The 14,411-nt window shown below is 64.1% G+C and carries 10 protein-coding genes; 8 read left to right on the forward strand and 2 right to left on the reverse strand.

Translation table 11 applies throughout. The annotated features are described in order from the left end of the window. Positions 1 to 120 precede the first annotated feature (120 nt). Together mtgA and EUV02_RS02500 are read left to right on the forward strand one after the other, a co-directional pair. Complete coding sequence (mtgA, locus tag EUV02_RS02495) at positions 121 to 858, forward strand: monofunctional biosynthetic peptidoglycan transglycosylase (protein WP_135244635.1); 738 nt, start codon at positions 121 to 123, stop codon at positions 856 to 858. 45 nt (positions 859 to 903) lie between these two features. Then, a complete protein-coding gene (locus tag EUV02_RS02500; RefSeq protein WP_135244636.1) occupies positions 904 to 1,413 on the forward strand; it encodes a nuclear transport factor 2 family protein in 510 nt (169 codons plus the stop codon). Between the two features lie 10 nt (positions 1,414 to 1,423). Here the strand turns inward: EUV02_RS02500 and EUV02_RS02505 are convergent, their stop codons facing one another. After that, a complete protein-coding gene (locus tag EUV02_RS02505) occupies positions 1,424 to 2,203 on the reverse strand; it encodes an arginine deiminase family protein (protein WP_135244637.1) in 780 nt (259 codons plus the stop codon). Between the two features lie 261 nt (positions 2,204 to 2,464). On the opposite strand from EUV02_RS02505, the gene EUV02_RS02510 reads away from it, so the two are divergent. From EUV02_RS02510 to EUV02_RS02535, 6 genes are all read left to right on the forward strand, one after another. Continuing rightward, entirely contained in the window at positions 2,465 to 5,263 is a 2,799-nt protein-coding gene (locus EUV02_RS02510; RefSeq protein WP_135244638.1) for a TonB-dependent receptor, read from the forward strand. Positions 5,264 to 5,346: 83 nt separating this feature from the next. Continuing rightward, positions 5,347 to 6,858, forward strand: coding sequence for a tryptophan halogenase family protein (locus tag EUV02_RS02515; RefSeq protein ID WP_135244639.1), 1,512 nt, complete (start codon positions 5,347 to 5,349; stop codon positions 6,856 to 6,858). Positions 6,859 to 6,860: 2 nt separating this feature from the next. Next, complete coding sequence (locus tag EUV02_RS02520; RefSeq protein WP_135245344.1) at positions 6,861 to 8,672, forward strand: alpha-amylase family glycosyl hydrolase; 1,812 nt, start codon at positions 6,861 to 6,863, stop codon at positions 8,670 to 8,672. Continuing rightward, a complete protein-coding gene (locus EUV02_RS02525) occupies positions 8,672 to 10,288 on the forward strand; it encodes an alpha-amylase family glycosyl hydrolase (protein ID WP_135244640.1) in 1,617 nt (538 codons plus the stop codon). The genes EUV02_RS02520 and EUV02_RS02525 overlap by 1 nt, the downstream gene beginning before the upstream one ends. Continuing rightward, the gene (locus EUV02_RS02530) at positions 10,285 to 12,321 is read left to right on the forward strand and encodes a glycoside hydrolase family 97 protein (RefSeq protein WP_135244641.1); all 2,037 of its coding nucleotides are present in this window, start codon (positions 10,285 to 10,287) and stop codon (positions 12,319 to 12,321) included. Before EUV02_RS02525 ends, EUV02_RS02530 begins: the two co-directional genes overlap by 4 nt. Continuing rightward, entirely contained in the window at positions 12,318 to 13,229 is a 912-nt protein-coding gene (locus EUV02_RS02535; RefSeq protein ID WP_135244642.1) for an alpha/beta hydrolase, read from the forward strand. The genes EUV02_RS02530 and EUV02_RS02535 overlap by 4 nt, the downstream gene beginning before the upstream one ends. Positions 13,230 to 13,344: 115 nt before the next feature. Here the strand turns inward: EUV02_RS02535 and EUV02_RS02540 are convergent, their stop codons facing one another. Further along, positions 13,345 to 14,355, reverse strand: coding sequence for a LacI family DNA-binding transcriptional regulator (locus tag EUV02_RS02540; protein ID WP_135244643.1), 1,011 nt, complete (start codon positions 14,353 to 14,355; stop codon positions 13,345 to 13,347). Positions 14,356 to 14,411 lie beyond the last annotated feature (56 nt).

Here is a 14,411-nt window from a genome sequence, read left to right on the forward strand (position 1 = left end):
GCTGCTGTATCCGGCGCTGCTTGCGGTGCACCGTCCCGATAAGTGGGTGCAGGGCCAAGGCCCTGCCCGCCGGAGGCTCTTTACAATTCCCTAGTTGACCTTCGCCGCCACCCCCGCAACATGGGTACCAGCTTTGTACCCGGGGGTTCCACTTTGCCAGCAGCGCGCCGCAGCCCGAGCCTGATATCGCGGGTGCTGCGCTTTGTCGCGCGGGCGGTGGTGGTGCTGGTGGTATTCAGCCTGGTCTGGGCGCTGGCGTATCGCTGGATCAATCCGCCGACGACATTCCTGATGCTGCGCAATGCGGTGCGCGGCGATCATGTCGAGCAGCATTGGGTCGGGCTGGATCAGATTGCCAAGTCGGTACCGCGCGCGGTCATCGGCGCCGAAGACGCCAATTTCTGCGCGCATAACGGATTCGACTTTGCCGCGATGGAGGCGGCGATGGCGCGCAACGCCGACGGCAAGAAGTTGCGCGGCGGCTCGACGATATCGCAGCAGACCGCGAAGAACGTATTCCTATGGCCAGGCCGTTCCTATGTCCGCAAGGGTCTCGAGGCCTGGTTCACCGGCCTGATCGAGCTGATGTGGGGCAAGCCGCGTATCATGGAGGTTTATCTCAACGTCATCGAGATGGGCCCGGGCATCTTTGGCGTCGAAGCGGCCGCACAACATTACTTCCACACCAACGCGGTCAAGCTGACGCCAGCGCAGGCGGCGCGGCTCGCCGCCATCCTGCCGCAACCGATCAAGCGTGATGCCGCCGACCCTGGGCGCTACGTCCGCCGTTACGCGCACCGCATCGAAAAGCGCATCCGCATCGTGCGCAACGAAGGCGTGGATAGTTGCCTGTCGTAGCGCGGACGGGTTGACTGTGTATTATTCAGACAATACACATTTTGCATGATCAAAGCCCTGTTTCTTGTCGCGTTGCTTGCGGCGCCCGTATTCGCCGGCCCACGCGAAGGCCCGGCGACCGATGCCGCCACCGTCAAGGCGCTTGAGGCGCGCGACGCCGAACTGTTCGATATCATTTTCAACAGCTGCGACACGGCAAAGCTGCCCGGGCTGATCGCAGACGATTTCGAATTCTACCATGACAAGGACGGGCTGAGTTCAACCAGCGGCGCGCAGTTCATTGCCGGCATCACCGCGACATGCGCGCGCCAGAGGACCGGTGAGGACTATCGCGCCCGCCGCGAAATCGTCCCCGGCTCGGTGCAGGTCTATATGCTCAACAACTATGGTGCCATCCAGACCGGACAGCACCGCTTCTACGGCGTTGGCGGCAAGCTCGACGGCAAGTTGATCGAAACCGCGACCTTCTTCGATGTGTGGAAAAACGAAGCCGGCAGGTGGAAACTGGCGCGGGTGTTCAGCTATGGCCACGCGCTCGATGCGGGGGTGAAGTAGCCCCGAGACGCTATGCCTGCCAGCGCAGCGACATGCACGACAGGCCGGCGTCTATCTTGCCGATTTCGCGGGTGGCGAGCGGCACCAGCTTGAAACCGCGGGCGGCGAGCTTGTCGATGGTGCGCGGAAAATGCGCGCCAACCAGCAGCCAGTCGTTGAGACGCAGTGCATTGGCGGCGGCGTCCTCGCCGTCGCCGACGGTGATGCAGTCGAAGCCGGGGAACATACCCGCTGCCGCCATCGGCGCGGTGACGAGCAGCACGTCTTCATCGATCAGGTTTGCGCCGGTCTTGAGGTGCAACACGCCCGGCGGCGGCGTGACGATACGCGCCTTCCGGCCGATCTGCGCCAGCGCGCGCGCCAGTGCCGCCGCACCGGTGGCGTCGGTGCGCGCCGACAATCCGATATAGACCGCATCGGGTGTCACCATGACGTCGCCGCCATCGGCATGGCCGGCGTCGAGTTCGATGACCTGCGCGAACTGGCGAGCGAGCTCGGTGCGGATTTCGGCGGCCTCGCCGGCGCGGCTCGGGGCGCCGGGGTTGAGCACGATTGCAGTGTCGCCGAACACTAGCGCCGGGTCCTCGACGAACACCGAATCGGGAAAGGCTTCGAGCGGCGGCAGCGTGGTCACCTTCAGTCCGGAGTCCGCGAGCGCCACGACATAGGCAGCATGTTCGGCGGCAACGCCAGCAGCGCTGGGGCCGGCATGATCGCCGGCGCGCAGCCCGTCGACCACCGAGCGTGCAGGGGTACGGACGATGGCGTTGTTGAAGCTGAAAACCGACATACTGCCTGCGAATTGTTGTTGCACGGCTTAACCTTAGCCTAGTTTACCTGCCGTGCCACCCGCCACGGAGCAGGGGTGTGGCGAAAATGCAACCGATTGCACTGCATTTTTGAATACGTATTCAATCGGCTTGGCTTTGGCGCGGAAAGTCATAATAGCTTCATGCAATCGTTTGAAATTCGAATTTCGGCGAGAGTTTTGGCGTAAACAGGCGGTTTCCGACGCGATCAGGACGCGGTGACCGAACTTGGGGAGTGACACATGATTGATTCAGGCAGCCGTTTTGGCGTGCGCGGTGCTGCGCGTCTTTCGTTGAATGCCAGCACTGGCGCCATTGCGGCGTCACTGTTGTTCGTGGCGACCAGCCAGGCCGCGTTCGCGCAGGTCGGCACCGACCCTTCGCTTACCCCCAACGTAGAGACCGCTTCGAAGAAGGTCGCCGAGGAAAACCCGGACGACATCATCGTCAGTGGCCTGCGCTCGGCCATCGCCGCGTCGATCACCGAAAAGCGCCTGTCGAACCAGATCGTTGAATCGATCTCGTCCGAAGACATCGGCAAGCTCCCCGACAACAGCATCGCCGACTCGATCGCCCGCCTCCCCGGCGTCACCGCGCAGCGCGTCGACGGCCGCTCGCAGGCAGTGTCGATCCGCGGCTTCGGCCCCGACTTTTCGACCACGCTGCTCAACGGCCGCGAACAGACCACCGTCGGCGACAACCGCGGCGTTGAATATGACCAGTTCCCGTCGGAACTGATCAGCCAGGTCGTCATCTACAAGACGCCGTCGGCGGCACTCGTCGGCGCCGGCATGTCGGGCACCGTCGACCTGCGCACCATCCGCCCGCTCGAATATGGCAAGCAGGCGATCGCGGTGAACGCGCGCGGCGAATGGCTGTCACTGGGTGCGCTCAATTCGGGCTCGAAGGACACCGGCTACCGCGTGTCGGGTCTGTATGTCGACCAGTTCATGGATAACACGCTCGGCATCGCCGTCGGTATCGCGCACATGGAATCGCCGACGCAGATCGAACGCTTCAACGCCTGGGGCTACCCCAACTATGACGCGACCAACATCATCATCGGCGGTGCCAAGCCGTACGTAACGTCGACCGAGCTCAAGCGCACCGGCGTCGTCGGCACGCTCGAATACACCCCCAATGACAACTTCACCACCGTCGGCGACGTCTATTGGTCGAAGTTCGACGATTCGCAGATCCTGCGCGGCATCGAATTCCCGCTGCAGTGGAGCTCCGCCTCACTGGCGCCGGGCTACACCGCCGCCGGTGGCCGCATCACGAGCGGCACCTTCAACGGCGTCAAGGGTGTTGTGCGTAACGATGCCAACGCCCGCGATGCGACGAACCTCGCGCTCGGCTGGAACGCCAAGTTCCAGAAGGACGGCTGGATGGCGTTCACCGACGTCAGCTACAGCCACGTCACGCGCAATGACACCATTCTCGAATCCTACTCGGGCACCGGTCCGGCGGGTTCGGGGCCGTATGACAGCCTTGGCTTCACCACCAACAGCAACTCGACGACCAGCTTCAACCCGTCGATCAACTATGCAGACGCCAACCTGATCAAGCTCACCAGCCCGCAGGGCTGGGGCAGTGACGTCATCCCGGGCGGCCAGGTCGGTTACGTCAACTACCCGACGATCGACGACGAACTGTTCGCGTGGCGTACAGGCTTCGAACGCGACCTCAACATGGGCTTCCTGAAGAGCGTCAGCTTCGGCTTCAACTACGCCGACCGTACCAAGTCGCTGACGCAGGACGAATATTTCCTCGGCCTCAAGAACGGCGCGCTCAGCCAGCCAATCCCGACCGGCAGCCTGCTGGCACCGACCGAACTCGCCTTCCTCGGCGTGCCCGGCATGGTCAGCTATGACCCGATCGCACTGGTCAATGGCGGCACCTACAACCTCGTCCGCAACCCCAACGCCGATGTGTTGACCAAGGGCTGGAGTGTCTCCGAGCAGGTGATGACCGGCTATCTGCAGTTCAACATCGACAGCCAGATCGGGGCCAACACGCTCACGGGTAACGTCGGCGTCCAGGTCATCAACACCAACCAGCGTTCGAACGGCGAAGCCGCCAGCGGTACACCGGCGTTCACCTCGAACAACGTCACCGGCGGCGCCGAGTACACCTACGCTCTGCCGAGCCTCAACCTCGCGCTTCGGACACCTGAACAATTTGTGGCGCGTTTCGGCCTGTCGAAGCAGATGGCGCGTGCACGCCTCGATCAGATGCGCGCGTCGATCAACTTCAGCTACAACCCGGCGCTGGCCGGTTCGACGGATCCGGAATTCTCGCCGTGGGGTGGCAGCGGTGGCAACCCGGCGCTGCGCCCGTGGATCGCTAACGCGGTCGACGTTTCGTTCGAAAAATACTTCGGGCCAGTTGCCTATGTTGCGGTCGCGGGCTTCTACAAGAACCTCGACACATACATCTATGACCAGCAGGTGCTCTACAACTTCACCGGCTTCCCGGTGTCGAGTGGCCCGGCGCCGGTGCTCAACGTCGGTTATGTCACCATCCCGACCAACGGCAATGGCGGCGAGATGTACGGCGTCGAATTCTCGGGCACGCTGCCGTTCAACAAGTTCGCCAGCGCGCTTGATGGCTTCGGCCTGCTCGGTAACTTCTCGATCACCGAAAGCAACATCCAGCCCGACCCGAACAACCCGAAGTCGCCGATCCCCGGCCTGTCGAAGTACGTCGGCAACGCCACGCTGTACTTCGAAAAGCAGGGCTTCCAGGCACGCGTTTCGGTCAGCTATCGCTCGGAGTTCCTGGGTGAAGTTGCCGGCTTCGGCAACGCGCGTACCTTCCGCACCGTCGACCCCGAAACGCTGGTCGATGCGCAGATCGGCTATGAGTTCCAGGCGGGCTCGAAGTTCGCCGGTCTGTCGATCCTGCTGCAGGGCCAGAACCTGTCGAACGAGCCGTTCGTCACCTATCAGGCTGGCGACACGACGCAGGTCATCGACAACCAGAACTTTGGTCGTCGTTTCCTGTTCGGCATCGGCTACAAGTTCGGCATGAACAAGTAAGCATCCCCACTAACGCGTGGCGGTGCCCGGCGCCGCCACGCGCCTTTTCTCGGGATGCTGAAGCCGGGTTGCCGTGAGGGTGCATGACTGACAATCGGCAAAGCGACTTCGTTATCGTCGGCGGTGGCACCGCCGGCTGGATGACCGCGGCTGCACTGGCGCGTTTCGCGGTCAAGGGTACGCGCATCAGGCTGGTTGAATCGGATGCCATCGGTACCGTCGGCGTCGGCGAGGCGACAATCCCGCAGATCAAGCTGTTCAATGCGGCGCTGGGTATCGACGAGGCCGACTTCCTGCGCGCCACGCAAGGCACCTACAAGCTCGGCATCGAATTCGTCGACTGGACGCGACCGGGGCATCGCTACATGCACGCCTTCGGTCCGGTCGGTCGCGACCTCGGGCTGGTACCGTTCCATCACTATTGGCTGCGCGCCGGAGCAAGCGCCGGGCCGCTGGGGCAATATTCGCTCAACGAAGCCGCGGCGCGTGCCGGGCATTTCGGCAACGCACCTCCAGCCGCCGGCTCGGTCATCCCGCCGCTTGCCTGGGCTTATCATTTCGACGCCGGGCTCTACGCCGCCTATTTGCGCAAATTCGCCGAAACACGCGGTGTCGTGCGCCACGAAGGCCGTATCACGCAGGTGCCGCTGCGCGCCGACGACGGCCATATCGAGGCAGTGGTGCTCGAAGACTGCACGCGCATCGACGGCGACCTATTCATCGATTGCTCGGGCTTCCGCGGGCTGCTGATCGAGGAAGCGCTGGGCGCGGGTTATGACGACTGGTCGCATTGGCTGCCGGCCAACCGCGCGCTGGCGGTGCCGTGTGCGCGCGCCAACGGCGAAATCACGCCCTACACGCGATCGACGGCGCGCCCGGCCGGCTGGCAATGGCGCATCCCGCTGCAGCATCGCACCGGCAACGGCTATGTCTATGCCAGTGACTTCATCAGCGACGATGATGCGGCGGCGACGTTGCTTGCCAATCTCGACGGCAAGGCACTCGCGGAGCCGCGACCGCTGCGCTTCGTGACGGGCAAGCGCCGCAAGCAATGGCACCGCAACTGTGTCGCGATCGGGCTAGCGAGCGGGTTTCTCGAACCGCTCGAATCGACCAGCATCCATCTGGTGCAATCGAGCATTTCGCGACTGCTGGCGCTGCTGCCGGGCAAGGTCATCCACGACGCCGACCGCGACGAATACAACCGCCAGGCCGATTTCGAATTCGAACGCATCCGAGACTTTATCATCCTGCACTATCGCGCCAATGGCCGAACCGGCGAGCCGCTGTGGGACTATTGCCGCAATATGGGCATCCCCGATACGCTGGCAGCGAAAATCGAGCTGTTTCAGGCCAGCGGGCGGATTTTCCGCGAGCATGAGGAACTGTTCACCGAAGTTGGCTGGGCGCAGGTGCTGATCGGGCAGGGAGTGCAGGCGGCTGCCTATCACCCGCTCGCCAACGCGATTTCGGACGCCGACCTTGGCGACTACCTCGGCAAGCTGCGTACCGTTGCAGCACGCGGTGCGGCCAGCATGCCGGGACACGCGGATTTCATCGCCGGCTTTTGCCGCGCACCATCGGCGGAGGCATGACGATGCGGCTTTGGCGCCAGGGATTGCTCGCAGCGGCGACGCTGCTTTCGGCCAGTAGCGCGCTCGCAGCCGACTATCGCGCCCGGCTGCCGCAGGACGAGACGATCTATTTCGTGTTGCCCGACCGCTTCGAAAACGGCGACCGTGCCAATGATCGCGGCGGGCTTAACGGCGACCGGCTGGTGACGGGCTATGACCCAGCACACAAGGGCTTCTACCACGGCGGCGACCTCAAGGGTCTGACCGCGCGGCTCGATTATTTGCAAGGCATGGGGATAACCGCGATCTGGCTGGCGCCGGTGTTCAAGAACAAGGCGGTACAGGGCGCGCCAGGCAAGGAATCCGCCGGCTATCACGGCTATTGGGTCACCGATTTCACCCAGGTCGACCCGCATTTCGGCAGCGAGGCCGATATGGCGGCGTTCGTTGCGGCGGCGCACGCACGCGGAATGAAGGTATATCTCGACATCATCGCCAACCACACCGCCGACGTCATCAAATACCGCGAATGTCCCAAGAACGACTGCGCCTATCGGTCGCGCGCCGATTATCCGTATCAGACACGCGGCGGCGTGCACGGCGCTCCGATCAATCCAGGGTTTGTCGGCGACCGCGATGTTCACCAGACCGCGGCGAACTTTGCCAAGCTGAAGTCGCCCGACTTCGCCTATACGCCGTACGTTCCGGCAGGCGAGGAAAACCTCAAGGTGCCGGGCTGGCTCAATGACCCGATTTACTACCACAACCGCGGCGATTCGACCTTCACCGGCGAAAGCTCGACGATGGGTGACTTCAGCGGGCTCGACGACCTCTACACCGAGCATCCGCGCGTCGTGGCGGGGTTCATCGAGATTTTCGGCAATTGGATCGACCGCTTCAAGATCGACGGTTACCGCATCGATACCGCGCAGCATGTGAACCCCGAATTCTGGGCGGCGTTCGCCCCCGCCATGGCAGCGCGCGCCAAGGCCAACGGCATCGACAATTTCGCCATCTTCGGCGAGGTTTTCACTTCCGACATGGACCCGGCGCGGCTGGCGCGCCACACGCGTGTCGACAAGCTGCCGACGGTGCTCGATTTCGCCTTCCGCGCCGCAGTTGCCGGCACCGCCGGCGGCACTTCACCAACCAGCCTGTTGTGGCGGCTGTTCGCCGATGACGCGCTCTACGAAGGCGGCACTGCGACGGCGATGCAGTTGCCGACCTTCCTCGGCAACCATGACGACGGCCGCTTTGCGATGACCATCCGCAAGCAATTGCCGAACATCAGCGACGACGAATTGCTGGCACGCGACAAGCTCGGCCACGCCATGCTGCTGACCTTGCGCGGCGCGCCGGTCATCTATTCAGGCGACGAGCAGGGCTTCACCGGCGACGGCGGCGACCAGGACGCACGCGAGGACATGTTTGCGAGCCAAGTCGCGAGCTACAACGACAACAAGCTGGTCGGCACCACCGCCACCACCGCGCAGTCGAGCTTCAACACCGCGTCGCCGCTCTACCGCGAAATCGCCGCGCTGGCGGCACTGCGGCAGGCGACTCCGGCGCTGCGGCGCGGCACGCAAATCGTCCGCGCCTGGGGCGAGGCGCCCGGCCTTTTCGCGGTGTCGCGATTCGACCCGGTGACAGGGCAGGAAGTGCTGATCGCCTTCAATACCGCTACCAAGCCGCTCGACGCGCAGGTCGAGGTCGAAGTGACCAGCCTCGGCTTCACCGCCTTACGCGGGCCGTGCGCAGCCAAGGCCAGCGCGCCCGGCAGCGTCCGTGTCACGCTGCCGCCACTCGGCTATGCCATTTGCGCCGGAACCAAATGATGAACGAAGTTGCTTCCCGCCTTGTCGCCGAAACCGTTTCGCCATGGTGGCGCGGCGCGACGATCTATCAGGTATATCCGCGCAGCTTCGCCGATTCGAACGGCGACGGCGTCGGCGACCTCGCCGGCATCACCGCGCACCTCGACTATATCGCCGGTCTGGGTGTCGACATGGTCTGGCTGTCGCCGTTCTTCAAATCGCCGATGCGTGACTTCGGCTATGACGTGTCGGATTACTGCGACGTCGATCCGATTTTCGGCAACCTCGCCGATTTCGACGCGCTGATCGCCCGCGCGCACGCGCTGGGCCTCAAGGTCATCATCGATCAAGTCTATGCCCACACCTCGGACGAACACGACTGGTTCCGCGAAAGCCGCGCCAGCCGGGACAGTGTCAAGGCCGACTGGTATGTCTGGGCCGATGCCAAGCCCGACGGATCGCCGCCGTCGAACTGGCAATCGGTGTTCGGCGGCCCGGCATGGACCTGGGACGCGCGCCGCCAGCAGTATTACCTGCACAATTTCCTGAGCACCCAGCCCAATCTCAACGTCCATAATCCGGCGGTGCAGGACGCGCTGCTGGCCACCGCGAAGTTCTGGCTCGACCGCGGCGTCGACGGTTTCCGCGTCGATGCGATCAACTTCGCGATGCATGACCCGCAGTTACGCGACAATCCGCCGGCACCGGGTAACCACCTGCGGACGCGCCCATTCGATTTCCAGCAGCACATCTACAACCAGTCGCACGCCGACATCCCGCTGTTCCTCGAAAGGCTGCGCACGCTGACCGACAGCTACGGTGGCCGCTTCACCGTCGCCGAAGTCGGCGGCGACGACAACGAGCGCGAGATGAAGCTGTTCACTGCGCACGACCGCCGGTTGAACAGCGCCTATGGCTTCAACTTCCTCTACGCCGACGCGCTGACGCCGAAACTGGTGCGCGAGGCGGTCGAAGCCTGGCCCGACGCGCCGGGCATCGGCTGGCCGAGCTGGGCGTTCACCAACCATGACGCACCACGCGCTGTATCGCGCTGGGCCGCACCCGCCGACCACGACGCGTTCGCGCAAATGGCGATGCTGCTACTGGTCGCGTTGCGCGGCAACATCTTCGTTTATCAGGGCGAGGAACTCGGGCTGACACAGGCCGAAATCGCCTTCGAGCATCTGCGCGACCCCGAAGCGATTGCCAACTGGCCGCTGACGCTGGGCCGCGATGGTGCGCGCACGCCGATGCCGTGGGTTAGCCAAGCGGTCAACGCCGGCTTCTCGACCGCGACGCCGTGGTTGCCGCTCGGCGCTGACCATGCAGCGCGCGCGGTAGACGTGCAGGCCAGTGATGCGACGTCGCTGCTCGAAGTCACCAGGCGCCTGCTGGCGCTGCGCCGCGGTTATCCGGCGCTGCATCACGGCAGCATCAAAGTCATCGAGGCAACCGACAAGCTTCTCGTCTTCGAACGCGTTGAAGGCGACCAACGGCTACTCTGTCTGTTCAACATGGGCAGTCCGCCCCTCGGCTATTCGCCCAAAGGCGCGTGGCAGGTCATCGCCGCGGTGGGCGGCGCGGATTGCTGGACGCTGCCTGGTCTATCGGGACTGATCGTCGAGGCACGTGCATGAGCTGGCTCGCGCGTCTGGCGGCACTGGTGCTGCTCGCGCTGGCACCGATGGTGCACGCCGCCGAAGCCGCAGCGGTCGCATCGCCCGACGGCAAGATCCGCGTCAGTATCGATGTCGATGGCGAGGGCCACGTCCGCTACAGCGTCGCGCGCGGCACTGCAGCGCTGATCACCCCGTCATGGCTCGGCTTCCTGTTTACCGATGCACCCAAGCTGCATCGCAACCTGTCGGTCACCGGCAGCGAAGCCCGCAGTTTCGACGAGACCTGGACGCAGCCGTGGGGCGAGCGGACGCAGGTGCGCAATCATTTCAATGAACTGCGCGTCCACATCAAGGAAACCAAGCCGCTGGCGCGCGGCTTCGATATGGTGTTTCGCGTCTTCGATGACGGCGTCGGCTTCCGCTACGAATTCGCCGACCAGCCCAACCTCCACACGTTGAGCATCGCTGAGGAACTGACGCAGTTCAACCTCGCGCAGGACGGCACCGCGTGGTGGGTGCCGGCGTTCGAATGGAACCGCGAGGAGTATATCTACAACACGACGCCGATCCGCGAGATTGCGACGGCGCAGACGCCATTGACGGTCAAGCTCGCCGACGGCACGCACATCGCGTTCCACGAAGCGGCGCTGGTCGATTATGCCGGCATGAACATCGCGCGCGTTCAAGGCACAGCATTGAAGGCGGTGCTGACGCCGTCGGCGCGCGGGCCCAAGGTCGTGCGCGCCGCGCCGTTCACGACGCCGTGGCGGACGTTGCAGATTTCGCCCGACGCTGCCGGGCTGGCGATGTCGAACCTCATCCTCAACTTGAACGAGCCCAACAAGCTCGGCGACGTCAGCTGGGTCCACCCACGCAAATATGTCGGCATCTGGTGGGGCATGCACCTCGACAGCCAGAGCTGGGCATCGGGCGTCAAGCATGGCGCGACGACCGCCAACGCCTTCAAGACCATCGACTTTGCCGCCGCCAACGGCTTCAAGGGCGTGCTCATCGAAGGCTGGAACCTCGGCTGGGACGGCGACTGGTTCGCCGACGGCAAGGACTTCAGTTTCACGCAGGCCTATCCCGATTTCGACCTGCCGAAGATCGCCGCCTATGCCAAATTAAAGGGCGTACACCTGATCGGCCATCACGAAACCTCGGCAAACATCGCGCATTACGAGGACCAGATGGACGCGGCGTTCGACCTTTACGCCAAGCTCGGTATCGACGCCATCAAGACCGGCTATGTCTCTGACGCCGGCGGCATGCAGGCGCGCGGTGCCGACGGCAAGACCATGTTCGAATGGCACGAGGGGCAGGTGTCATCGGTGCACCACCTCAAGGTCGTCACCGAAGCCGCCAAGCGCCACATCAGCATCGACGCGCACGAGCCGATCAAGGATACAGGGCTGCGCCGCACCTATCCGAACTGGGTAAGCCGCGAAGGCGCGCGCGGTATGGAATACAACGCCTGGGGCGCGCCACCTAACCCGCCCGAACATGAATCGGTGCTGGTGTTTACGCGCATGCTCGGCGGGCCGATGGACTTCACGCCCGGCGTGCTGTCGCTGACCGGCAAGCACGGCCAGCAAATCCAGTCGACCGAGGCCAAGCAGCTGGCGCTGTATGTCGTGCTCTATTCGCCTATTCAGATGGCCGCCGATCTGCCTGAGAATTATGTGAAATATCCGCGCTCATTCCAGTTCATCAAGGACGTCCCGACTGACTGGTCGGACACGCGCGTGCTGAACGGCGAAGTCGGCGACTATGTCACCATCGCCCGCAAGGACCGCGCCGGTGACAATTGGTACCTCGGCGCCGTCGGTGACGAACAAGCGCGCACCAGCACCATCAAGCTCGACTTCCTCGACCCCGGCCGCAGCTACACCGCAGAAATCTACCGCGATGGCGACGGTGCCGACTGGAAGACCAACCCGCACGCGGTCGCTTATGAAACACGCAAGGTGACCAGCGCCGACAGTCTGACGCTGGCACTTGCGCCCGGTGGCGGGCAGGCGATCCGCTTCGTCGCGGGCCCACGCAAATGATGCGGATGCTTTTGGCGCTGATGTTGTTGCTCGCAGCGCCCGCGCTGGCAGCACCACCCGCATCGGGAACGACCATCGAAATTCCCGAATTCGCGTCGAAGTTCGTCAAACCGCGTCATGTCAGCATCTGGCTGCCACCGGGCTATAGCGCGCAAGGCAAGCCGGCGCGCGTGCTCTACATGCACGACGGGCAGAATATCTTCGACGGCGCCAACGCCTATGGCGGCAACGAATGGGGTGTCGACGAAGCGGTCACCAAGCTTCTCGCCGAACATAAGCTGCCGCCCATGATCGTCATCGGCGTGTGGAATACCGACAAGCGCTACGAAGAATATTTCCCGCAGAAACTAGTGCAATATCTGCCGCCGGCGTTGCAGGCCAAGCTTGACGCCGCGACCAAAGGTGGCCTGCAAGGCGACGCCTACCTCAAATTCCTCGTCCGCGAACTCAAGCCCTATATCGACAGACACTACCGCACGCTGTCGGGGCCGGCCGATACCGCAGTCATGGGCTCATCGATGGGCGGGCTGATTTCAATCTATGCGATGGCGGAATATCCGCGCGTCTTCGGCCAGGCCGCAGCGCTGTCGGTGCACTGGCCGCTGGTCGCGCCGTCGGACGCTGCCAATGCCGCGGGCGACGCCGATGCCGTCGCCGCAGCGTTCACCCGCTACTTCGCCACCGCCAAATGGGCGCCCGGTCGCAACCGCCTCTACATCGATCACGGCGACCAGGGCCTCGACCAATACTACCGGCCCTACAGCGCGCGCATCGAAGCCGAAATGCCGGCACTCGGCTGGAGCGGCGACAGCTTCGTCAGCCGGACGTGGCCAGGCGCGACGCATAACGAAGTGAGCTGGCGCAAACGGCTGGATGTGCCGTTGTTGTTCTTGTTTGGAGAGCGGTAGAGCCTCCGGCGGGCAGGGTCACAGGCCCAGCACCCATTAATCTGCAGTGCCACAATCGCGCCGTGGCGTTTGGTGCGTGGACCCAATTTATGGGTGCAGGGGCAAGCCCCTGCCTTTAAGCCGAGGCGCGCAGGACCAGCTCTGGCGCAAACGCGACCGAAGGCGTTGCCGTCCCCGCCATCCGTTCGAACAGCGCAGCTACCAACAGTTCGGCGCCTTTGCCGAGGTCCTGGCGGATGGTGGTCAGTGGCGGTGTGGTGTGCGCGGCGAAGGGGACGTCGTCATAGCCGATGACGGCGACGGCTTCGGGAACGGCGCGGCCGGCTTCGCTGAGTGCGCGGATGGCACCCATCGCGGCGACGTCGGAGGCGGCGACGATGCCGTCGATGTCGGGGTGCGCGGCCAGAAAGTCGCGGGTCAGGCCGAACGCAGCTTCGGAGCCGAGTTGCAGCGGCAGCAGCAGGCTGGGCTCTGCCGTGACGCCGGCACCCGCGAGTGCCGCGAGATAGCCGGCATGGCGTGCACCGATTTCAGGGGCTGCAGGATTGCCGAGAAAGGCGATACGGCGGCGGCCAAGACCGAGCAGGTGCGCGGTCGCCAGCCGGCCACCCTCGCGGTTGTCGGTGCCGATGGCGCAATGCTTTTGGCCGATGCCGGCCTCGCCCCAGACCACGAGCGGCAGGTAGCGCGCCGCAGTGCGGTCGAGCACGGCGCGCTGGTCGGACTGGCCGATGACAATGACGCCGTCGACGCGGCCCGAAATCGTCAGCCGGTCGAGCCATTTGTCATCGGCGGGCACGATGCGCGTCAGCAGCAGGTCATAGCCACGCTCGGTCAGCGCATCTGCCAGAAAGCCGAGCAGCGTCATGATGAACGGGTCGGAGACATGCTGCGCGCTTTCGTCGCCGAGCGGCAGCACAACGGCGATCGCCTGCGTGCGGCCAAGCCGCAGGTTGCGGGCGACCTGGTTAAGCTGGAAACCATGCTCGCGCGCCAGTTCGGCAATGCGCGTGCGGGTCTTTTCACTGATCAGCGGGCTGTCGGCGAGCGCGCGTGACACGGTCGAGGTTGAAACCCCGGCGATGCGGGCGAGATCGGCGAGATTGCCGATGGACGGCGCGGTCATGCAAAGATTACCCCAGAAACTGACTCGCCCGCTTCATGGCGCAGTTTCAATGCCTT

The sequence above is a fragment of the Glacieibacterium arshaanense genome (genome assembly GCF_004681125.1).
In the GTDB taxonomy this organism is placed as follows: Bacteria; Pseudomonadota; Alphaproteobacteria; order Sphingomonadales; family Sphingomonadaceae; genus Polymorphobacter_A; species Polymorphobacter_A arshaanense.